The organism is Bacillus sp. 05T21, assembly GCF_056396785.1.
In genome coordinates, this window is record NZ_JBFTMD010000016.1 from 95337 (window position 1) to 118055 (window position 22719).

Here is a 22719-nt window from a genome sequence, read left to right on the forward strand (position 1 = left end):
TAAAGTAATATTTTATAATATTTCTATTCTCCTCTCATAAAAAAACTTTAACTTTTCCTCTACTGTATCTCTCACGATTTAAATAACATTGATATTAGTAAAAATAGTAATAAAATAATTACTAAATTGATAAAGGACACGAAAAATAATGACTAATAAAGAATTAATAAACGAATACATGAATTTATTATTAAATATGTCAGGTACTTTCAAATTATTATCAGAGAAATCCACTGAATTTACACATTTAGAGCAACACATAGTTGAGTATATTGCCCAGCAAAAAGTCGCTGTAAATTTAAAAATGATTGCTAGTTATTTAAACATACCTAAACAACAATTAAGTGTAACCGTTCGTAATTTAGAGCAAAACGGATACATTGTAAAAAAACAAGATACAGTAGATAAACGAGCTGTTTTAATTTCCTTAACAGATAAAGCTGAAAAAGTACATTATGAAAGATGGAAACAAATTTATAATAATTTCACTAGTAATCTTGAAAAACTCTGTGAAGAAGATCAACGTGATTTAACTTACGGACTGTATAAAACAAATAAAATGCTAAATAACGACTAATCATATATATAATATTTTTTATTATTAAACGGGGGACGTTTCATGGTTAAAGAAATAGATTTACAATCAGTTCAAGGTACTATGCTTATTCCACTATGGGGACGAGCATATGGTAGTGAGAAAAACAAGGATATTTTAGATGATACGGAAGCTATTCGGATTATTAAAGAATGCGACTTTGATTTCTCTAAAATAGCAGATACATTTGGCGAATACGGATGTATCACTTACATTACCCGTGCACGAAAAATTGATGATACTATAAAACAATTTATTACAAAGAATCCGAATGCTACTATAGTAAATATCGGTTCTGGTCTAGACACTACTTTTTCAAGAGTTGATAACGGTACAATACAGTGGTATAACCTTGATTTGCCTGATGCAATCGCTTTCCGCAAAACATTAATTGAAGATACACCACGAAATATAAGCATTGCCAAATCATTCTTTGACACTTCTTGGTTCAACGATATAAACTATGATCCGAAGGACGGGATTCTTTTTATATCAGCAGGTGTGTTTTATTACTTTAAAGAAGAGGAACTGAAGGAGATAATTGTCGCTATGGCAAAACGTTTTCCTGGAGGAGAGTTATATTTTGATGCTGAATCAAAGTTTGCACTGACGCTTTCGAATACTACTGTAAAAAAATCTGGTAATAACGGTGCTATGATGTATTTTTATGTAAACAATCCAAAATCAATAGAAAGATGGTCTTCTAACATAAAAATATTAAGCTGTTCCCCTTTCTTTAAACATATACCTACAAATAAAGATTGGGATGGAAGTACACGAATCATGATGCGGATTGTAAATTTAATAAAGATGTTGAAGTTCGTTCATATACGGTTTGAAAAATGATTAATCTATAGCTTATATATTATATCGTATACAAAAAAGACCTCGATTTTATTAAATTCATATAATAATAGGATAGTTAGTCCATTATGAGGGCTAATTATCCTTTTTTATTTACATAATGAATGAAATAAGTAAACAATAAATATTTAGTTTAATCAGTATAATAAAGATATATAACTTGAAACGTTCGATTGTTTTTGGGAGGAGGACAAAGCCTCGGTGCGAAGGCAGCACTCCGCTTTCGAGGACATGCTTCAGTTATAGTTTGTCACTATTTGGATTATAAATCAGTTCTTTTATCTTTATCTGGATTCTCGCCCAAACTAATGACCTCTTCTCCTTTTCAATAGTTTCGAGTTAGGTCCGGGATTTCTAAAGGTCGCGTACGTTCCAAACAATCTCACCGCGCTCGTCCCACGTACTGTGATGCCTCTCAAATCCTATCTTTTCTAACACCCGGAAGGACGCAACATTCCATGCGCCTACAGTCGACCAAAGTCTGTGGCGCCCGGTAGCAATCGCAGCGTCCAGAACAACAGATGCTGCCTCAGTCGCATAGCCTTTGCCATGAGCACTGCGGAACAACTCGTATGCGATCTCCGGCTCTTCCAGTGTGGAACGACCGATAATCAAGCCACAGTATCCGATGAAATCACCTTCGTCTCGTCGGCGGATAGTGAGAAGGGAAATACCATTTTCGACTGCCCTCTTACGCATCTCGATAAGCTTGCTACGAACGGCGTCAAGGGTTGGCATATCCACACCACGTTCGCCAATTAATTTTCTCATCCAGACTGAATCGGATTCCTCCCACATACTCAGATCAAGTCGTTCAGTTTTCAGCTGGAACTCCATAGCTTTAAATAAAGCTGTCATAGTGGAAACCTCCTAGTTATGTCACTGCACTCATAATAGCTTCGCACCTCATCAGGTTGGAAACCCGGCTATTTTCCAACTCTCGCGAGAATTTATAGCAACAGTGTACAAAAAATTAGTGTTATTTTATGCATAGGTACTTACCCTACCAAATAGACCTTTTTGTCAAACTTTTTTCAAAACTAACTATAATATAAAGGCAAAAACATATTATACATATCAAATAGGTCCTTGCCTTTACTTTTATTGACTTCAACAACTATAACCTAAATATAATTCGGACGAGGTCTTTTTTACTTATCTTTCAACTAAGCTAATTGCTAACTCACGTTTGTATCGAATAGAGGTGAAACCTTCGCTTACAGGTAGCCCATAAGCTGGTCTTTCATCTTGGTATTTAAATCCAACCGCTTCATAAAATGGAATTCCCATAGCATTATCTTTTGCAACTGAAACCCATTGTTCTTTTGCACCACGTTCAATTTGATCATTTGTAATTATAGAAAGTAATTCTGTACCGATTCCTTCTCTTTTTCTATTTGGATTTAAATATATTACAAATAACTCTGCTGTCTCTTTGCCAGTGAAACCACCTCCACCAGCACCGAGTATTTCTCCATTATCACTTGCAACAAACCAACCATTCCACTCTTGGCTAATATTTAATATTTCACTCCTCACTCTTTCTTCATTGTAAAACTCCTCGATCGTACTTTCTATGTATTGCTGGGGCAACAAACCTGGATATGTATTTCTATAACCATCGGAACACACTTTAATAATCCCTTGTATATCTTCTACTCTTGCTTTTCTGTATTCAATCATATTGCTTCCTCCCGTTCTTAAATAAACAATTCACACCTTATATAATTCAATATTCAAACAATAAATCCTATCCGTGTTTTTATACTATATTTCTAAAAAACCTATAATCGTTTCACATACATTATCTGTTTCTTCGATATCTGGAAAATGTGCACTATTTTCAAATATAACAAGATCAGATATATCTAAATATCGTTCACCATCTTTTAACATATAATTAATCACTTTGCGTCTCTCCCTTATATATAATGCCCTTACTATTAGACTTTCATTTTTAACTAACTACTAAATGTATTTTATCCCACCACAAATCGAGATCACATTCACTTATATTTTTTCTTTACATACTTAACTCTCTCCTTTAAATTGATATTAATTTTTTTACAGGTGAATAATCGCTACATTTCCCCATATAAATTCCAAACAAATATTAAAACAAAAGCTGTACCCTTATACAAAAAAGGTACAGCTTTTTAACAACATACACTAAGAGGTTTATTATCCTAACTAAATCACTTTCACATGACTTCAATAATACATTTGTTAACATGCATTTCAAATTCTTTCGATACATTGAATTCATATTATTGTTTAATTATTATAATCAAATAAAACATTTTTAACTACGCTACATTAACAGCTTTATTCTTCAAAACAAACTTTCCAAATAAGAAACGTACAAGAGGTCCCATTATTATTAATTGAAGTGGGTACGCCATAATAAAATTTTTAATAAAGACCGAGAAATAAATTGAAATGAATGAGTCACCATGTAACCCATTATGTAAATACATCATAGCCATTCCGTAAAATGACATAAAGAATACCATTCCGATTACCATTGTTGTTGCCATCGCAATAATCATGTTTACTTTTTTTGATTTATCAAATGGTAATGCAAATACAATCTTTTTCGCACACGGTCCAACGATACATATTTCAATTAATAACGCAATAATAAATCCAATTATTAGTTCTAATGCGATCTCCTTAATATGAATTGGCCCTCCTGCTCCATTCATTAATAAATTGTAAAACGTCATAACGATAACCATCCCGAGGCACATCATCATACCAAATTGGAGGTTTTCCTTTCTTGTTGTTGGCAATTTTCATCATCCCTTCTCTTTGAGTCTTTGTCATTATATCGATATTGGAAACTCCTTCGTAAGTGAACATTTTGTGAACATTTTTAAAGCGTTTACGTGCATTTCTTTCACTTTCCACTCGAATCCTATCCCACTCTATAACTTTATGATTATAAAGGTTTTATATATTTCAATGTTGAATTACTAAATTTAACATTGAATTACATTACTACTAGGAGGATAACCATGAATGACACAAAATTTTACGTATACCACATCGTTACAAGGAAAAAAATGAATATTGGACAAATCATTCATTTCGATAAAAATCAAACTAATACCCTCTATCACTTCTTTTTTGAAAGAGAACAATTAAACTCTAACGGTAAAGATGGCATAAAAATTTTAAACAATCATTATAAAAGTGACGGATTACATATAAATAATGAAAATGCTAAAGTAGTTATGAATTATATAGATCAAACAATTAGAGCTGTTAGAGAAACGATTGTAGAAATGGTTAGACTGCAAGAATTCCCTGAATATCCCTCAAGGTTGTCTTGCTTATATGCTTCCAAAAGCTATGAGGATGCTTTGAAATGGAAAGCTTTATTTGATTCTTATAATCGAGATGTTTTACAGATTGTTAAACTACGAGTGATCGGTAGTTCTTTTGAAGGTGACGGAAATCTTTTACCGAAAGAAGATGGTATCCCTTTCGCTCAAAAAATGGAACAAGCTAGAGAGTATTGGAAAGGAAACGTTAGAAATGAACTTCCTGAGTTACTGATTAATGGGAGAATTGAAGTAGTGGAAATTATTGATGATTTTTCATCAATTAAAATTTAATTTCTGGTTAAATATTAAAGAATGGAGATTAAAATGATGAAAAAAGTGTACTTCAATCATGATGGTGGTGTAGATGATTTAATATCACTATTTTTACTACTCCAGATGGAAAATATAGAACTTACAGGTGTTTCAGTTATTCCTGCAGATTGTTATTTAGAACCAGCAATGTCTGCCAGTCGTAAAATTATAGATCGCTTCGGCAAAAATAATATTGAGGTAGCAGCGTCCAACTCTCGTGGGAAAAATCCATTTCCAAAAGAATGGCGGATGCATGCATTTTATGTAGATGCTTTACCAATTTTAAATGAGTTTGGGAAAGTTGTTACACCTGCATCAAAAAAAACTGCACATCATCATATAATAGAGACTCTTCTACAAACTGATGGAAAAACAACTTTATTATTTACAGGGCCCCTGACTGACCTTGCTCGTGCACTATATGAATCTCCAATAATCGAAGATAAAATTGAACGTCTCGTTTGGATGGGCGGTACATTTCGTACTGCAGGCAATGTACATGAGCCAGAACATGACGGAACAGCCGAGTGGAATTCATTTTGGAATCCCGAAGCAGTAGCTCGTGTTTGGAATGCTAATATAATCATTGATTTAGTAACTCTAGAAAGTACAAACCAGGTTCCGCTAACTATAGACATACGTGAACAGTGGGCAAAAGAGCGTAAGTATATTGGTGTTGATTTCCTTGGTCAATGTTATGCGATGGTCCCCCCTCTCGTTCACTTTTCAACTAACTCTACCTACTATTTGTGGGATGTATTAACTGCTGCGTTTGTTGGGAAAGCTGATCTTGCAAAAACAAAAACGATTACTAGTATCGTTCATACATACGGACCCAGCCAAGGGCGTACAGTGGAAACTGCTAACGGAAGACCAGTAAATGTCATTTATGATGTAAAACGTGATACATTCTTTGAATATATTACCGAATTAGCTAAAAAAGCTGCTACTTGAAACCTCAATTTCACGAAAAATAACTTTTAAGATTACAATACATATATTCTGAGAAATCACTCCTAAAAGTTAGAAACCCAAACGAAAAGTATATTAAGAATGATATACTTTAATTAATATAACATGGGGTGATATGATGGATTACGAGTTACTAAAAGAAAGAATAGAAATAATAACTTCTAGAATTAAAGAAATAGGCGGTGAAGTTCAAGAAGTTTGTATAGATGAACCATCTTCTCTTGAAAAGATAATCCAAGTGGAAAAAAAACTTGGTGTTAAATTACCAAATAGTTTCAAAAAAGTACTTTTAGAGTTCTCAGGAAATTTTAACTTACGCTGGTTTTTACCTGACGATATGGAGCTACCAAATGAATTTCGTGAAATTTTTTGCGGAACACCCCACTGGAGTTTAGAAAGTCTTTCTGCGTTTGAAAAAGAACGAAAAGACTGGATTGACACGGTTTTTCCAAATCCTGAAGATGAATATGATATAGTGTGGCATAATAAATTAGCATTTTGTGAAGTGGGCAATGGGGATTATTTAGCATTTGATATGCAAGATAATATAGATGCTCCGATAATTTACCTAAGTCACGAGGATGGAGAAGGACATGGATATAAGATTGCGAATAATTTCATTGAATTCATTGATAATTGGTCAAGAATAGCTTTTGTAGGATGCGAGGATTGGCAGTGGTTACCGTTCACAACCAGTCTTGAAAGTGGTGTAAACCCAGATGATGAGCCAGCAAAAAGATTTAGAAATTGGTTGGGACTGGATATTTAATTATTAAAAAGAGTATTGAATTAACTTTCAATACTCTTTTTGTACAGTTTAATTATATTCAAATCAGAATAAGCTTCAATCTGATTTGAGTTAGGTTTTACAGATTAACCATTTCATAACCATTTACAAAGTACATTATTGTTTCTAGCTCATCTTCATTTAATTCTCTATCTAGTTCTTGTTTATATGCTGCCTTTATCTTCTCTTCATCGCCTTTATGAGTTTCCGTATAAGTTCCTACTGTTTTTAGTAAACGAATCTCTCGCAAAAATTCATTTCGATCTATAGCTTTCCCATGTGAAAGAATATAGGTCTCGGCATCAAATGCCTCTAACTCTTCTATTAATTTAAACGTTCGTTTCGTCGTATAGTTCCACTTAGAAGAAAAAATATCTGCATAAATACAATCTCCTAAAAACAATATCTTTTCTTCTTTAATATAAATGACAACAGAGTCATGTGAATGATCACCGCCAACATGTTTTAACACACATGTCACTTCACCAAGGTCTAATTCAAGTTGATTCTGGAACGTTAAGGTCGGAGGAATAATTTTAATATCTCTCGATTGCTCACTGAACTCTTTTTTGATACATTCTGCACAAAATTCAATTTCAGTACCTTCTTTTACTCGTGCGTCCAATGCCTCATCCGACCACTCATAAGAAACAAGTGTGTTCATCTCTTTTTTTGTTTCAAAATGTGCGATAGGCAATGCGTTTTGTAATACAGGCAATCCAAAAATATGATCCCAGTGCCAATGCGTTAATGCTACAAAATCAGGATTTGAGATATTTTGCTCTTTTAGCATTTCTAAAAACAATTGTGCATGTGCTTCTGAATTACCTGCATCTATCATCAAAGTCTTTTCATTTCCAATGACCATTCCTAATATAGGTCTATCTGTTTCAGAAACAGGTGTCATATACCAAAATGAGTTTCCTATTTTTTTAATTTGCTGCATAACTATTGCCTCCATTTTATGAGTGTGTAACAATTTCCAGCCGAGAAAATTCTTTATTTTGTATTTTGATTACTAATAAATAACAATGTCAGAAATAAAATCCTTCTACATTTTTTATTATCTAGTGAAATACAAATACTAATTTTGACAAAGGAATCCTTTCTCAACATTTGTTACTTTTAATCTATTTTACGCTACGAATTTACATTTAAATTATATTACAATTTGTATAAATGAGATACATTTTACAATATCGAAGGAGTGTTGAACCATGAATGCAAAGGAAACAATCATTCCCTATTTCGGTAATGTGTTAACAGATACAGAGTTGATCAATCAATGAATTTAATGAGGAGGGCTACCATGTTATCAGCTGAATAAAAGCAGCAACTATACAGTTGCTGCTTCCAACATTTCTTTTTGTATTTCAACACGTTTGATTTGGTGAGGGTCTTTAGAAAGAATTTTAAATGCATATCCTTCGCTATTTACTGTTTGCCCTTCCTGGATATCATAATTCTGCATCAGAATCCAACCACCAATCGTGTCAACATCACTATCATTCATATGTAATCCTAGTAAATCATTTAATTCGCTAATTAATACTTTACCTTCTACGACAACATGACCTTCATTCATTTGCTGGATGGGCGGACGCTCATCTTCATCGTATTCATCACGTATTTCTCCTACAATCTCTTCCAGTATATCCTCAATGGTTACAATACCAGCCGTACCGCCGTATTCATCATATAAGACAGCCAACGGAATACGTTTCTTTTGCATTTGTAGTAAAAGATTATGTATTGGTATGGTCTCAATTACTTCAATTACTGGACGCGTATACGATTGAATAGAACTGAATTCTTTTGTTTCCTTATTCATATAACGGATAAAGAAATCTTTCACATTCACCATACCAATGATTTCATCTTTATCTTCCCCAAATACTGGGTAACGTGTGTACTTTTCATCACGGATTATTTTCATATGGTCTGCTAAAGAATTATCTACATGTAGCCCTATAATTTCTGTACGAGGGACCATGATTTCTTTCGCAATACGATTATCAAATTCAAAAATATTATTTACATATTTGTATTCAGCTTGATTAATTTCTCCACGTTCATAACTTTCAGAAAGAATCAATCGTAATTCTTCTTCTGTATGTGCTACATCATGCTCTGATGCAGGTTTTAAGCCGAACATTCCTGTTATCATCCTTGCAGATCCATTTAACAAGCGAATAAACGGATACATGATTTTGTAGAACCAGATAAGCGGAGCCGAAAGTAATAAAGTAACCTTCTCAGCCTTTTGAATCGCGAATGTTTTTGGTGCTAATTCACCAACTACAACATGTAAGTACGTCATAATAGTAAAAGCAATTCCTAAAGATAATACACCTGCAATGGAAGGATTGATGTTCCACTTATCAAATAAAGGATGTAAAAGTCTCTCAATCGTTGGTTCACCTAGTGCCCCGAGTCCCATTGCTGTAACTGTAATCCCTAATTGACAAGCTGACAAATACTCATCCAAGTTTGATGTCACTTTCTTCGCTGCCAGCGCACCCTTCTTTCCTTCTAATACAAATTGATCAATCTTTGATCCCCTTACTTTTACAATAGCAAACTCAATTGCTACGAAAAATGCAGTACATGCGATTAAAACCACTACCATGATTAAATTAAATATGTCCAACTAATTCCCTTAGCTTCCTTGAAACTAAAGGATTCACCTCCTGATATATTTTCTCTTTCCAGACCTACTTCATACACATTGACATGAGATTGTATAAAATCTACATTCTCAAAATGATGAGGGGTACTCTGAGAAAATCGAGGTCATTTAGCCACCTATCCGAGTCAACATCTGAGTCCAATACATTTCCACCGCCTTGATTAAATTATCTATATGTTAGCATGAGAAATAAATCCCAGTCAACGTTAACATTTGAAATACCCTGAAAATTAAACAAAGAACTTCTCTCCCCTGTTTCCTAAGATTTCTTAACGCTTGCACCAAACACTATAACATCCTCTTCGCTTCCACTAACTATAAGACCCTTTAGGCTTTTGCCTAACCGCCATTTATCTCCCCCTACTCATTGGTCCATTTCCTACCCATTCCTTGGGGGCGGAGCTGTTCAAGATTGATCAAAATGGATTCAACTTTTGAGATTAATTATTTAGCTTTTATAAAAAAAGTTTGATCATTTTCTGTCTGTATTGTTCAACAATCGCGCCCTTTAATGGAATAACTATCTTAAAATCACTTAATCCTTAATTAACTATAGATTTAGTTGAATAAGAAAACATAGTTGTAGTTTGGTTAGTTAATTTTGTCCCTTTGAACCTGTGCAATTTGACGTCATCACATGTTATTTATCTATATTGGAAATAACTGCTCCAGTCATGGCATCAATGTACTGGATGGAGGTCCTGGAATGACGATCACACGCTCGATAAACAAGGATATAGGATTCTGTTTCACTATCATAATTTTTGTTCCAAGCTAATTCAAAGTCCAAATGATTGATAAATATTTCACCTGCTTCTTTTTTTGAAATAACCGGTTCAACAGGGATTTGGCTCAATTGTTCCATATCAAAACGCGGTCCACTATAATGATCAACCTGCCCTGTTTGACGATTAACAACAACCATAACTAATTCAAGTTGAATTGGTATACCATGGCCGTTATGCATATGGAATGTAAATGATTTTTTCATTGAAGAATCATCCTCTTCTTCCTCGTTTTCTCGAACAATCAGTTGTAAATACCGATAATAATCTGGAACAATCATTTGTAAACACGCAATGGCTTTTTGATAACATGCCTCACGACTAAGTCTAAGATCACCACTTCGTTCATTAAACCACATAAAGCCTCTGATTTTACCAGTTTTCTTTGAAATGAAGGCTTTAACTGTATCTTCTGACTGTCTTTTGAAAAAGCCATTTATAGATAAATCCGCTTCCTTCATCTCCCAGTCTCGATTACGCCACACTATGCCCGTTTCTTCTCCAATATCTACTTCACGAATGACTTCCATCCTCTCGGTAATACCAATGATATCTTCAATAGATAAATCTTTTCGTACGGTCGTACTCGAAGGAGGAGTAAGCAAGACATATGTTTGCGGAGCGTCTTCGTCATGTATAATCGTTAACGTTGGTTTCAAAACGTCAGCTTTATATTTCATAAAAAATTGCTCAGGTTCGTACACAAGACGGAGTCCATCTACTGCTACATCATGAGTAGCAGTAGACAACTTTGCAATTGTCAGTTGAAAATTAAGTCTATTTTGTACGTGTTCAACCAGTTTTTCTTTTGAAATCAACATTTTTGGAATAACAAGAATCCTTTTTACACCTTTATATGTAAAGTTAACAATATTCCCCGCGAGGTCTATATCAATATAACAACCAGCATGTTCTAACGGTAAGTCCATAACGATTTGTTCATAGTAAAAACGGTCTGCACAAGTAATTTTTTTTGTTTTATAGTATGTTAAATCTTTTAATGCTTCAGGATAATTGCTAAGTAAGAATTGTTCGGCACATTCTCTTTTTCCCTCTATATTTAAAGGAATCACATCTGAATTTTTATCGTTATTATCAATTGTTAAACCAATCAAATTACCAGATAAATCTAGATTAACAGTAATACCCTCATCTTGTTCTTCGTTTGTCCATGAAAAAATAGCCTCGCCTTCTCCATTCTCTCGCTCAACATACTCCTCTATGAGAGGTTGAAAATGACTAGGAATTTGGACCATCGATATTGCACGTTTCTTTAATTCTTCTCTTAGCAAGCAAGCCACCTCTGTATTTTTGATATTTCTTTCTCTTTCTCAACTATTTTAATTTTACATTACTTAAAAGAATTGATATATTTTCTTGCTCCTTTGAATAACGTCAGTATAATAACTACTTCGAAACTTTTTCAAGAAATTCCTGCATATTCCATTAAGTGGCCCAATTCAAAAAGATACGTCTTTATATATGCACGCCTCGATTTTGATTAAAGATTAATTTCAGTAGCTTTCAAAAATATTCACTATAAAAATCGTGTCTCAGCTTTCCGCTCAGCTGAGCATATATTCTCGTGGTTTCACTCTTCTTATGACCAAGTAAGCTTTGTATTACTTCAAGTGGCGCACCGTTGTTAATCATATGTGTAGCATAGCTGTGACGTAATTGATGAGGATGAATACTCTTTTTAATCCCGGCACGGCACGATTCGATATACATTTGAATTGTTTCATTCCAATCGACTGCAAAATGAACGAATACGTTTCTCCCTGTCTCACCAGATTTCTTGGATTTAAAGCCATTTTCCCTTTTAGGGTGATATAGTCCTTAAGATCTTGTTAAACCTGTGCAATTACGGTTGGCATTTCATTCTGTTTGACACATATCCCCAGGCTCTCTGGACACGATAAAAGATGAGGTGACTGACATGAAGGATAAAATATTAGAATTAGTACCAGGATCGGTAAAAAAATTACTCCAGAAAAAAGTTAAAGATGGAAACCGATGCCTCATTGATTTGGTTGTGGATGATGCAACTGCTTATGGATTTGAACCGGAGCAAGTAGTCCCCTGTATCATGGCGGGTTATTATGTTTATGAATCCACCACCTATCCCAGTGAAATGGAGGAAGAATGGAAGCTGAACTTGGTTTTTCATGCGGCCAATCGCTCGGCAATGAAGCTTCTGTCTTATGGGAAGTATAAAGCGAAACAATCTGAAAGTGGATGGATGAGATATACAAATCCATAAGGTTTACTTAACATACACTAACTAGCTTGGTGAGCATGGGGCACCGTCACATACCCATCAACTTAAGATTTTGAAATACCCCAAATATTTTGGTAAAAAAAACAACATTTAGGTTCCTTATGACATTTTTCTAATATAAGTTGTAACATTGCCTAAACAACAACTACCTTGTGGATTGTTTACTTCACAACCACATCGGTTTTCTCTTATGTTTTCGCGAATATGCTCTACTGGATTAGGAGTAAGTCCATTTTCCACATATTGTTTAATTTTTTCTTTTGTCCAATCAAAACAATAACAAATTGGTGTAGTTGCTGAGTCATCTTTTTGATGTACAGCTACCTTTATGGCAGATACAAAGTATTTTTTATTATTCGTATCAAAATAGACTACATCACAATCTTCGTTTGAACAAAAATAGTGATTTTCTTTAACATTTAATGTTTCTAATGCAGATGGTTTAAGCAATGATTTTAATGTAATCAACTTTACATTCTTAGCTTTATTTTTACATGATGGACAATGACCATTATTTTCAATTTTTATTCCTTTAAGGTTACTACAACAATCTTCCATTATTCTTCCACCTTTACAATTTATTATTTTTATAAATATTCTTCTGCTTTCTTTTCTGAATCCATTAAAGTTTCGATAATAGGACATTCGTAAATATCTTTGCTTTCGGACATCTTTCCTTAAGGTCTATCAACAGTTGTTTAATTTTTTTAAGGTCTTGAATTTTACGTTGGATGTCCTCTAATTTAAGAACAGTGAAATCATATATGTCACCGCACTTTGCTTCATTGCGATCGACACCCCCTAGCAATTTGTCAATTTCATTTAAGGTAAACCCCAATTCCTGCGTCCGTTTTATGAAATTCAAACGATCGACCATTTGTAGGGAATACATTCGGTATCCTTTTTCGGTACGATTAGGCTCTGGAATTAAGCCTAATCGTTCATAGTATCGAATGGTCTCCTTGTTAAAGCGACATCTGTTTCGTTGTATCTGAAATGATCGATTATATGTATAAAATAGAAACAGTTGTTAACTATGCTCTAATTTACTACTTCTTCGTAATACTATCTTTTATTACATCCATTTAAATTCAATATATAAATTATAACGAGTTGATAGATTTTTCTCTATAATCAAACACAATTATTTGGACTAATCTTCCTCCCCCATTAGTAAGCTGAAAACACGGGGATAGAATTGGAGTGTGATGATATGGAACGTTTATGGATTCCTATAATCGTTACGTTTTTTTCGTTCGGTGGATTACTATTAGGAGGTGCTGTTGGAGTAGCAACACGCCAACTAATTGAAGAAAAGATGCATCGCTTATACGCATTATGTGGTGGGATTTTGCTTGGGCTTTTATCACTTGAAATTATTCCTGAAACATTTTCAAGCTATGAAATAATTGGGCCTATGCTCGGTATAGCTATCGGTATTTTAGTTATGAGCTTATTAGATAACTATTGTCATCATCCGATTATACATAAGAAAGATCAACAAGCATGGCAAACCTTCCTTTTTCTTTCTTTCGCTATATTCATTCATAATATGCCGAGTGGATTTGCGTTAGGAACAGCGTTTATAAATCATAATGACTCTGCCATTCCTTTCTTACTTGCGATTGTCATTCACCATATTCCAGAAGGGTTAGCTTTAATTATTCCATTTCTTTTTACAAAACATAAATACATTTCATTTTTATTAACAACTTTATTACTTTCTCTCATCCTAGGGACCGGTACTGTTTTTGGCATTATGATGGACGGGAAAGCTCTTCATTTACAAGGACTTATTATGGGAAGCGCAATTGGTTCTCTTGGCTATGTCACAATTCACGAAATGCTTTGGAAAGCAAAAAAACAGCTACCTTTCCTTCCGTTTCTATCGTGGTCTATTAGTGGATTTTTACTAATAATAGCCTTCACTCTTTTCACTGGACATCATTAAAACAAATAAGTTATATCATTTGTATATTTTCCCTTTTTCTCCAAAACATAATAGTATCTACCTATTATAAGGAGGAACGATTATGTTTGGAAAAACAGCCGGTGAAGCATTAGTGGATCTTTTAATTGACTGGGGTGTAGAACACATATATGGTATGCCTGGAGATTCCATTAATTCTATTATTGAAGCTTTAAGAAAAAAACAAGATAAAATTAAATTTATTCAAGTTCGCCATGAAGAAGCTGGTGCGTTAGCAGCGGCAGCCTATGCGAAATTAACAGGAAAACTTGGTGTTTGTATGGCTATTGCAGGACCTGGAGCTATTCATTTATTAAATGGTTTATATGATGCGAAACTCGATCAAGCTCCCGTATTAGCAATTTCAGGACAAGTCGAAAGTGATTTACTCGGAACGGATTTTTTCCAAGAAGTAAACTTAGAAAGAATGTTTGATGATGTCGCGGTTTATAACCAACGAATAATGTCAGCTGAACAGTTACCTGCTGTAGTTAATCAAGCGATTCGAATGGCATATACAAAAAAAGGTGTCTCTGTTCTTACAATTCCAGATGATGTTCCAAAATTTGAAGTGAAAAATGGTGCGCGCATTACAAACTCTTCCTTTACATTACCAGAAATATTTCCGCAAGAAGAAGATTTAGCTGTAGCGAAACTCGCACTTAATGAAGCAAAAAAACCTGTTATTTTAGCCGGAAAAGGAGCTAAACATGCGAGAGATTCTTTACTTGCATTTGCAGAACATATCGGTGCTCCAATCGTACTTACATTACCAGCTAAAGGGATTGTTCCTGATGAACACCCTCTTTGTATCGGTGGATTAGGATTAATCGGGACGAAACCTTCTTATGAAGCAATGAAGCATGCAGATACTTTAATTATGGTTGGTACTTCTTATCCGTTCACTGGTTTCTTGCCCGAAAAAGCAAAAACACTTCATATTGATACAGACCCTGCACAAATCGGGAAACGTTATACGACAGATATCGGCTTAGCTGGTGATGCTGATAAAACATTAAAATGGTTAATTGAAAATGTAGAAAAACACGAGGATCATTCCTTCTTAGAGCATCATCAAGAAATGATGAAAAAGTGGGAAGAAAAATTACACACTCAAGAAGAAGATTCTTCTACTCCAATTAAACCACAACGAGTTATGCATGCACTGCAGAAAGTAGCAGAAGATGACGCAATTCTTTCAGTCGATGTCGGAAATGTAACAGTATGGACTGCAAGGCACTTCCGTATGACAAACCAGAAATTTATCATTTCTAGTTGGCTTGCAACACTTGGCTGCGGTTTACCTGGTGCACTTGCTGGACAAATTGCTTTCCCGGATAAACAAGTGTTTGCAGTTTGTGGTGACGGCGGATTTGGAATGACAATGAATGATTTCGTAACAGCTGTTAAATATAAACTACCAATCGTTGTCATTGTATTAAACAATAATAAAATTGCTATGATTAAATTCGAACAAGAAGTTATGGGGAATATTGAATTTGGTACAGACTTAACGAATCCTGATTTCGCAAAATACGCAGAGGCGTGCGGTGGTATTGGATACCGTGTAGAACATTTAGATGACTTACTTCCTGCCTTTGAAAATGCGGTAAAACAAAGTAAACCATGCATTATTGATGTAGTTGTAGATGTAAATGAAGCACCAATGCCAGCAAAAATCACATTTGGTCAAGCAGCTGGTTATACGAAACATATGATAAAAGAATTATTTGAAGAAGGTAAGATTGATTTACCACCACTTTAAACAAAAAAAGATAGCTGAAAACAATTTGTCTTCAGCTATCTTTCTTTATTTTTGTACCTCTTTATAGAAAGAAAAATCATTCATAGTAGGTTGTACTTGCTTCTCTACTTTCACTTCTTTATCCTTCCTCTTCGGCATTCTTACATTTCCTAGTTTAATCGCATCTTGCATACTATTACTAATAAGATTTCCTGACAAAATTGTCATACTATAAAAAGCAATCGGAATAAGTACAATCCATGTATGAGTAGTTAAGTGACGGAAGTTTTGACCAATTAGGCCAGTCCATTCCTTTGTTACACTATCTGCATCTATAGCGCCAAAAATTATTGTTCCGCCAAAAAATAATTCCAACAAACCAAGATGCAAGAGGAGTAATAAAGTACTTACAAATTGCTGGGCTACTAATAAAAGAAATGATGGTAACATATGCGGCCATACATGGCGTTTCAACCTCTGCCACTTACTTCCGCCGAGCACAGTGGCCGCCAACATAAATTCTTCTTTCTTAATACGCTTGACTTCTTGCGCTACATACAACATAACTGTCGGTACTGCAAGACATGCAAGAACTATAATTTGAAACGCAACTCGCAAATGAAACGGAGCAGCTGCCTCTCCACTGTCGAACATTAAAACTCCCCTTAATATAAAATAGGAAATCATAACCATTGGTACAATGCTGAATGGGTCAAAAAAGGACGAAATAATTGGAAAAGAACGCCGACTATACATACCGAGAAGTAAGCCTATGCCCCCTCCAATAATTACTCGTAAAATCGCTATAATTAAACTCGCACCAACCGTCCATTTCGCTCCCTCTATTATTAGTTGAAAAAGATCGCGGCCTTTCGCATCACTTCCGAACCAAAATTTACTCGATGGTGAAAACGGAGCAACCTCTAATTCTCCTTTTGCGTTATACATCATCGTTAGTTCACGAATATTCCCATCGAAAAACAACGTATTCCCAATACTAACAATCATAAGGACACTTAAAAAGGTTACACCAAACCAAAACCTTACATCTTTTTTAACAACTTGCCACATATTACGCACGCTCCTTTATAACATTTTGCAAAAGCGTATGTAATAAACGAAACAAGATAAAGATCGGTACATATAATATAATTAAACTTACTGTGAAAATTTCTATGTTCGAATGTTCCTTTACAAATACAAACATTCCATATGTGTTAAAAATCCATTCAATAATATATAAATTGGATAGCATAAATAAAATATTTGTTTTCGCATAATAAACTGTCGTCAATAAAACATTTCTTGAAATATGATGTGTCAAAATATGCCGTAAGCTTAACCCTTTACTCTTGGCAAACATACTATAATCTTTCTCTAATTCTTCTCTGAACCTTAATAACAAAAGTTTAATAAACAATAACGTTGTTGGTATTGTAAGACATATAATCGGTAACAAACGTACTCTTTCTTCCCCTAATCCAGCCAGTTTGATTGGCATAAACCCTGTTTTTTGAAAAATAATTACGACAAGAAGTTGCGATAATAAAATAAGTAAAATATCTGGTATGCTCTCAAGGGTAAGAAAAATCCCATTCCATATTCTTTGTTTCATATGAGTTCGCTGCAGTACAAAAACAACAAGTACATACGCTATACATAAAGAAAGTAAAAATGCTGAAAGAAATACTATCATCGTTTCAATATAATGGATCCAAATTTGCGGAAATAATTTTCTCGGCGCTTGAAAACCATATGTAATTTCAGTTGGGTGAAGTACTTTCTCACCAACATATATAATTGCATTCCAAAAACCGATTAAATCAATTTGTAATCCCTTAAATAACCGAGGGAGCGCACCTAGACAGATTATACATAAGATTGCAGCAAATAATTGTAAACAAGTAACCCCACACCACTTACCAATTCGAATGAACATAACTATTACCCCTTCTATTTAAATGAATATTCAGAAACTAAAACTATGTATAGTACCTATATCTTTTAATAAAATAACTCCTCTCTCGACAAAACATATCGATTCTCGCCATTTCTCTGAAGTTGTATTATATCTTTCGACTATTATCCAACATTTTCCTTCTTGATCGATTAAATACTATAAAAAAGCACTTATTTTTAAAATAAGTGCTTTTTTATTTAATTTCATTTTACGAATGTATCACACAACCACTCATAAAACTTTTCCTTCTCTTCAAATTGAGGGTAATGTGCTGAGTTTTCAAAAGCTATAAAGTCTTTTTGATTCGCTTCAATCCTATCAAAATACTGTTTAGCTGCATGAAATGAAGTATTATAGTCATATTTACCCATAAGAAAATAAAGCGGTAACTTCAGTTTAGTTACTTTAGTAGGTAATGGATTCTTTAAGTCTTTTTCTAATAAGACAGTTTGAGAGTGTGATAATCCAACGTTATAACGAATTACATCTAACAAGTTATATTCATTACTGAATAACATCCCCATGTTATCACCATCTGGATTTTCAATGAGTCTTGATGTTCCACCATATTTCGCAACATAATTTCGCGGGGTATATGTATCACCATTTTTAATTTTTTCAGTTAACCCTTTTAAATGTGAAACCTCATCCGCATTCCCAGCATTTTGTGCCTGTTCAATAACGTAGTTTAAACTATCCATCTCACTTTCTACTGTATCGCTCATCTGTCCAATGCCAATATATGCTTCATATTTTTCAGGAGCTTTGTTGGCAGCCTGTATTCCAATATATGTACCATAAGAATGGCCTATTAAAATTACTTTTTCTTTGCCTAGACGTTTTGAAACGTAATCCGTCATAGCTAATAAATCCTCCACGAGTAGATCTGATGAAAGGTTAGAATAGTCTTCAAAGAAATGATACGATTTTCCACTTGCTCTTTGATCGTAATTGACAACCGTGAATTTCTCTTCCAATAAGTCTTGGTATTTTTGAGCATATGGTATTTCCGAAGAACCTGGTCCACCATGTACAAAGATAATAACTGGATTACTCTTATCTTTGCCGCGTATCATAATTTCATGACCAGTTCCATTTATCTCTACTTGTTCTAATGTACTTATACTGTTTTTGACCCTTATTTGTGAGGTCCATGTAGGAAATACCAACGCTATGATTAGTAATAGTTTAGTAATGACTCCGATAAGTTTTATTAATTTTTTTATCTTCCTCATACAACGTTTCCTTTCCTTTAAATTTATAAAAATATCAATTCCATCTAAATTTGTTTTTACATTATTAGTCTCCCATACACTTCTTAACTTTCCACTACATAAACCCTTAACATTTCCTTAATTTTCTATATATTCATTACAGAAAGACTTGAAAACATCTCGCATACACGTATTTATGTATCACAAACACAGAAAAAGCCCTTGTTTTCATAACAAGGACTCAATTGTTTTCCTATTTCGCTATCTTTTCTTTCGGCATTACCATACCTTTATAAAGTTGGACAGTAATCCAATAATAAATGAAATAAATTACTATGAAGATTCCTATTGGCATCCACACTTTTACAAATGGGTCAACTAATATGAAGCTGAATAAGTTAAGCCCTACTAACACGTGGGAAATTCCAATAATTGCTGGGAAGATAAATAAATATGAGATTTCTTTATATATACTTTTTGTTAACATACTACGTCTCACACCGATTTTCCGTAACATTTCATAACGGCGTACATCACGAGAAGCTCCTGTTAATATTTTGAACATAAGAGAACTCGCCATCATTGCTAAAAACGCAATTCCAAGGAAAAATCCCATAAACATTGTTCCGCTCATGAAACTGTTCATAAATTGATAAATTGTCATTTTCGTAAATAAGTCTACTTTTGTACCTGTTGTTTTTTCAATTTGTTCTTTTTGCCTCTTATCAATTTCTGTCAATAACGGTTTATATTTTTTCATATCATCTACTTTTGCTAATGTTACAGTATGTTCTGTTCCTTGAATTCCTTTGTAATGCTCTTCATCTGCAATTCTTACCGGTTTTCCGTTAAACTGATTATGTGTAATTTGTATCTCTCTTACAACCGCATCTTCCCAATCTTTTGGCATACGAGGAAGCTTATTCGCTACTTCAGGAGCTTCCAAAGCAGAATAGACAGGTTCAGTTAAAGGTGCAGCCACACGTTTACGAGCAGGTTCTTTTAAAGTCTTTGTATCAAAATGATCTGAAATAAGTGGTGGTTTTTCAGTTAAGTCGTTACGTAAATAATAAACCGCTTCTCCATCTACTTTATACTTATACTTGCTTTCTTCAACAATTTCCATTTCTTTTAATGCCGCTTTATCTTGTTCATTTGGATCATGAATTACGACATCATATACACGTGAGAAGTCTGTCATAATGCCCACATTCTTTTGAAACGCCATACCTGCTGTCATTGCACCTGCACCTAATGCAATTAACATCGCTACAGTGCCTAGTACTCTCGATAAACTAGTTACTCGAAAACGTAACTGTGCATAAGTAAAACTATTTAATCCCGTTTCATTTCGTTTTTTATTTCCCTTAATTTTCATTACAAAAAGTGGGAGTAATGAGCTAAAAATGAAATACGTTCCTACTGTCGTAACAATTGTCGCTATTATAAATCCTAGTTCAGCAAACATTTTTATATTCACCATAAAATAGTATCCTGTACTTACTAGCAATACACCTAGTACTGTCATAATAACAGTGCGAGTCTTACTTTTCTTCACCTCATCTTGCGTTTCATCTTCACGTATTAATTCTAATTCTGTTTTACGTAATAATCGGAAACTATTCATTAAACCAGTAATGAAAAATAATATTAAGAAGAAAATAGATGTAACTAATATAGCTGGTGTGTACACAGATGCGTAATTACCTTTTGCTGAAATTTCCATTCCATTCATTAAAAAATTTCCTGCTACACTAGCAAGTACTATTCCTACTAAAATACCGATAATAATACTGACAATACCCATACCAAAAGTCTCAATAAATAATAATTGCGCTACTTTTTTCTTTTTCGCTCCAAGCATCATGTACATACCGAGTTCTTTTCTTCTTAATGTAAGTAAAAAAGAATTGGCATATATGATGTAAAAAACTGTAATGAAAGAAAGCAATATTGCACCAACCCAGAAGACGAGCCTAATACTACTAATGAGACTATTATCTTTTGTAAATTCACTATTCATCGCCATCGTTTGGAACATGTAAAAAATACTAATACTAATAACGAGACCAATAAGTAACACCATATAATCCTTTAACATTTTTTTCATACTATGACGTGATAATTTGAATAACATAGTCTCGCCTCCTTACTTCGACTCAGTTGCTGAGCCCATTTGGGCAAGCACACCTAAAATATCTTGATAGAAATTTTCTCGTGTTCCTTGACGATTTAACTCTTTATAAAGTAGACCATCTTGAATAAATAGAATACGCTCACAATAACTCGCACTAAATGCATCGTGTGTAACCATTAAAATACTGACATTGTGATTTTCATGTAAATCTTGCATCGCTTCTAATAAACTTTTTGCATTTTTACTATCAAGTGCTCCTGTCGGTTCATCTGCTAATACGATTGCCGGATTATGTACTAAAGCTCGTGCTGCCGCTGTTCTTTGCTTTTGTCCACCAGAAACAGCAGTCGGATATTTTGTTAAAATTTCAGTAATCCCTAATTTCTTTGCTACTTCATTGACTTTTCCAGTAATCTCACTTGACGGTACGCCTTGCAGGGAAAGTGGTAAAGCGATATTTTCATAAATTGATAAATTTTCTAGTAGATTAAAGTCTTGAAAAATAAATCCTAATTTTTGAGAACGAAAATCTGATAACGCATTCCCCTTCATAGAAGTAATATTTGTGCCAGCTATTGTTACACTACCCCCTGTCGCTTGATCAAGTGTACTAATCACATTTAGTAATGTCGTTTTACCAGATCCAGAAGGACCCATAATCCCTACAAACTCTCCTTCTTTAATACTTAATGAAACACCCCTTAATGCTTTTGACTGATTCTCATTTCTTTTCCCATACGTTTTTTCTACACTTTCTACAGTAACTACATTTGTTGACATCTCTTTCACTCCATCCCTTTTGTATAGTATTAATTTCTCATATATTTCTTATCTTTTTGTCATATAAATCCTTAAGAGTTTTTTAACTTTTCAATCTCAAAAGAAATATGAATCATATCACTTCTTAATATTCTCATTTTTCTAAAATCCGTTCATTCGATTTCCCTTACATTTACCTTACAATTTTGTAAGGTAAAAAAGAAAACACACCACTTTGAAGTGAACCCCGAAAACGGGACACATATCAAAACACCTAAACCATCTGCTCAATTCGCTTAGCTTTTTTGGCCCATTTCCAAAA

22 protein-coding genes and 1 pseudogene are annotated in these 22719 nt (G+C 34.0%); 8 read left to right on the top strand and 15 right to left on the bottom strand.

The genetic code is table 11. The features are described from left to right. Nucleotides 1–148 precede the first annotated feature (148 nt). On the top strand, nt 149–577 hold the full coding sequence (locus tag AC1DKZ_RS22980) for a MarR family winged helix-turn-helix transcriptional regulator (protein WP_476997114.1): 429 nt from the start codon (nt 149–151) through the stop codon (nt 575–577). Between the two features lie 42 nt (nt 578–619). Further along, nucleotides 620–1441 (top strand): class I SAM-dependent methyltransferase, encoded by an 822-nt coding sequence (locus AC1DKZ_RS22985; RefSeq protein WP_431183043.1) that lies wholly within the window; start codon nt 620–622, stop codon nt 1439–1441. A gap of 372 nt (nt 1442–1813) precedes the next feature. On the opposite strand, the gene AC1DKZ_RS22990 is transcribed toward AC1DKZ_RS22985, so the two are convergent. From AC1DKZ_RS22990 to AC1DKZ_RS23005, 4 genes are all read right to left on the bottom strand, one after another. Continuing rightward, nucleotides 1814–2317, bottom strand: a complete 504-nt coding sequence (locus AC1DKZ_RS22990; protein WP_002085671.1) for a GNAT family N-acetyltransferase — start codon at nt 2315–2317, stop codon at nt 1814–1816. Nucleotides 2318–2614: 297 nt separating this feature from the next. Beyond that, nucleotides 2615–3142, bottom strand: coding sequence for a GNAT family N-acetyltransferase (locus AC1DKZ_RS22995; RefSeq protein ID WP_476997115.1), 528 nt, complete (start codon nt 3140–3142; stop codon nt 2615–2617). An 84-nt stretch (nt 3143–3226) separates the two neighbouring features. Further along, on the bottom strand, nt 3227–3367 hold the full coding sequence (locus AC1DKZ_RS23000) for a hypothetical protein (protein ID WP_002085673.1): 141 nt from the start codon (nt 3365–3367) through the stop codon (nt 3227–3229). Nucleotides 3368–3765: 398 nt separating this feature from the next. Next, nucleotides 3766–4251, bottom strand: coding sequence for a DUF2798 domain-containing protein (locus AC1DKZ_RS23005; protein WP_219302235.1), 486 nt, complete (start codon nt 4249–4251; stop codon nt 3766–3768). Nucleotides 4252–4476: 225 nt separating this feature from the next. Here AC1DKZ_RS23005 and AC1DKZ_RS23010 point away from each other — a divergent pair, with 225 nt between their 5' ends. The 3 genes from AC1DKZ_RS23010 (at nt 4477) to AC1DKZ_RS23020 (ending at nt 6841) form a co-directional block, all read left to right on the top strand. Beyond that, complete coding sequence (locus AC1DKZ_RS23010) at nt 4477–5079, top strand: DUF2441 domain-containing protein (RefSeq protein ID WP_242311494.1); 603 nt, start codon at nt 4477–4479, stop codon at nt 5077–5079. Nucleotides 5080–5112: 33 nt separating this feature from the next. Next, nucleotides 5113–6054 (top strand): nucleoside hydrolase, encoded by a 942-nt coding sequence (locus AC1DKZ_RS23015; RefSeq protein ID WP_476997116.1) that lies wholly within the window; start codon nt 5113–5115, stop codon nt 6052–6054. Nucleotides 6055–6190: 136 nt separating this feature from the next. Next, nucleotides 6191–6841 (top strand): SMI1/KNR4 family protein, encoded by a 651-nt coding sequence (locus AC1DKZ_RS23020; RefSeq protein ID WP_476997117.1) that lies wholly within the window; start codon nt 6191–6193, stop codon nt 6839–6841. Between the two features lie 97 nt (nt 6842–6938). On the opposite strand, the gene AC1DKZ_RS23025 is transcribed toward AC1DKZ_RS23020, so the two are convergent. The 4 genes from AC1DKZ_RS23025 to AC1DKZ_RS23040 all read right to left on the bottom strand — a co-directional run bounded on the left by AC1DKZ_RS23025 (nt 6939) and on the right by AC1DKZ_RS23040 (nt 12064). Beyond that, nucleotides 6939–7820: an MBL fold metallo-hydrolase gene (locus tag AC1DKZ_RS23025; protein WP_431183038.1), complete on the bottom strand. Its 882-nt coding sequence runs from the start codon at nt 7818–7820 to the stop codon at nt 6939–6941. A gap of 375 nt (nt 7821–8195) precedes the next feature. Beyond that, the gene (locus AC1DKZ_RS23030; RefSeq protein ID WP_113734483.1) at nt 8196–9509 is read right to left on the bottom strand and encodes a hemolysin family protein; all 1314 of its coding nucleotides are present in this window, start codon (nt 9507–9509) and stop codon (nt 8196–8198) included. 679 nt (nt 9510–10188) lie between these two features. After that, nucleotides 10189–11625: a YcdB/YcdC domain-containing protein gene (locus AC1DKZ_RS23035; protein ID WP_476997118.1), complete on the bottom strand. Its 1437-nt coding sequence runs from the start codon at nt 11623–11625 to the stop codon at nt 10189–10191. Between the two features lie 232 nt (nt 11626–11857). Next, a complete protein-coding gene (locus AC1DKZ_RS23040) occupies nt 11858–12064 on the bottom strand; it encodes a tyrosine-type recombinase/integrase (protein WP_427284051.1) in 207 nt (68 codons plus the stop codon). Nucleotides 12065–12272: 208 nt separating this feature from the next. Between AC1DKZ_RS23040 and AC1DKZ_RS23045 the strand changes: the two genes are divergently transcribed. Next, nucleotides 12273–12596 carry a hypothetical protein gene (locus AC1DKZ_RS23045; RefSeq protein WP_002116589.1) on the top strand — a complete coding sequence of 108 codons (324 nt, stop codon included), beginning with the start codon at nt 12273–12275 and terminating at the stop codon, nt 12594–12596. Nucleotides 12597–12713: 117 nt separating this feature from the next. On the opposite strand, the gene AC1DKZ_RS23050 is transcribed toward AC1DKZ_RS23045, so the two are convergent. Further along, complete coding sequence (locus AC1DKZ_RS23050) at nt 12714–13172, bottom strand: putative iron-sulfur cluster-binding metallochaperone (RefSeq protein ID WP_427284052.1); 459 nt, start codon at nt 13170–13172, stop codon at nt 12714–12716. A 29-nt stretch (nt 13173–13201) separates the two neighbouring features. After that, nucleotides 13202–13605, bottom strand: a pseudogene (gene merR / locus AC1DKZ_RS23055) (Hg(II)-responsive transcriptional regulator). Between the two features lie 222 nt (nt 13606–13827). Here merR and AC1DKZ_RS23060 point away from each other — a divergent pair. After that, nucleotides 13828–14565 (top strand): ZIP family metal transporter, encoded by a 738-nt coding sequence (locus AC1DKZ_RS23060; RefSeq protein ID WP_219302231.1) that lies wholly within the window; start codon nt 13828–13830, stop codon nt 14563–14565. Nucleotides 14566–14647: 82 nt separating this feature from the next. Continuing rightward, nucleotides 14648–16348: a pyruvate oxidase gene (locus tag AC1DKZ_RS23065; protein WP_219302230.1), complete on the top strand. Its 1701-nt coding sequence runs from the start codon at nt 14648–14650 to the stop codon at nt 16346–16348. A 45-nt stretch (nt 16349–16393) separates the two neighbouring features. On the opposite strand, the gene AC1DKZ_RS23070 is transcribed toward AC1DKZ_RS23065, so the two are convergent. The 5 genes from AC1DKZ_RS23070 to AC1DKZ_RS23090 form a co-directional block, all read right to left on the bottom strand. Next, a complete protein-coding gene (locus tag AC1DKZ_RS23070; protein ID WP_016092643.1) occupies nt 16394–17398 on the bottom strand; it encodes an ABC transporter permease subunit in 1005 nt (334 codons plus the stop codon). A gap of 1 nt (nt 17399) precedes the next feature. Further along, complete coding sequence (locus tag AC1DKZ_RS23075) at nt 17400–18266, bottom strand: ABC transporter permease subunit (RefSeq protein ID WP_002141702.1); 867 nt, start codon at nt 18264–18266, stop codon at nt 17400–17402. A 224-nt stretch (nt 18267–18490) separates the two neighbouring features. Continuing rightward, nucleotides 18491–19522, bottom strand: a complete 1032-nt coding sequence (locus AC1DKZ_RS23080) for an alpha/beta hydrolase (protein WP_476997119.1) — start codon at nt 19520–19522, stop codon at nt 18491–18493. Between the two features lie 232 nt (nt 19523–19754). Continuing rightward, nucleotides 19755–21638: an ABC transporter permease gene (locus AC1DKZ_RS23085; protein WP_219302229.1), complete on the bottom strand. Its 1884-nt coding sequence runs from the start codon at nt 21636–21638 to the stop codon at nt 19755–19757. Between the two features lie 12 nt (nt 21639–21650). Next, entirely contained in the window at nt 21651–22427 is a 777-nt protein-coding gene (locus tag AC1DKZ_RS23090) for an ABC transporter ATP-binding protein (protein WP_080025008.1), read from the bottom strand. Nucleotides 22428–22719 lie beyond the last annotated feature (292 nt).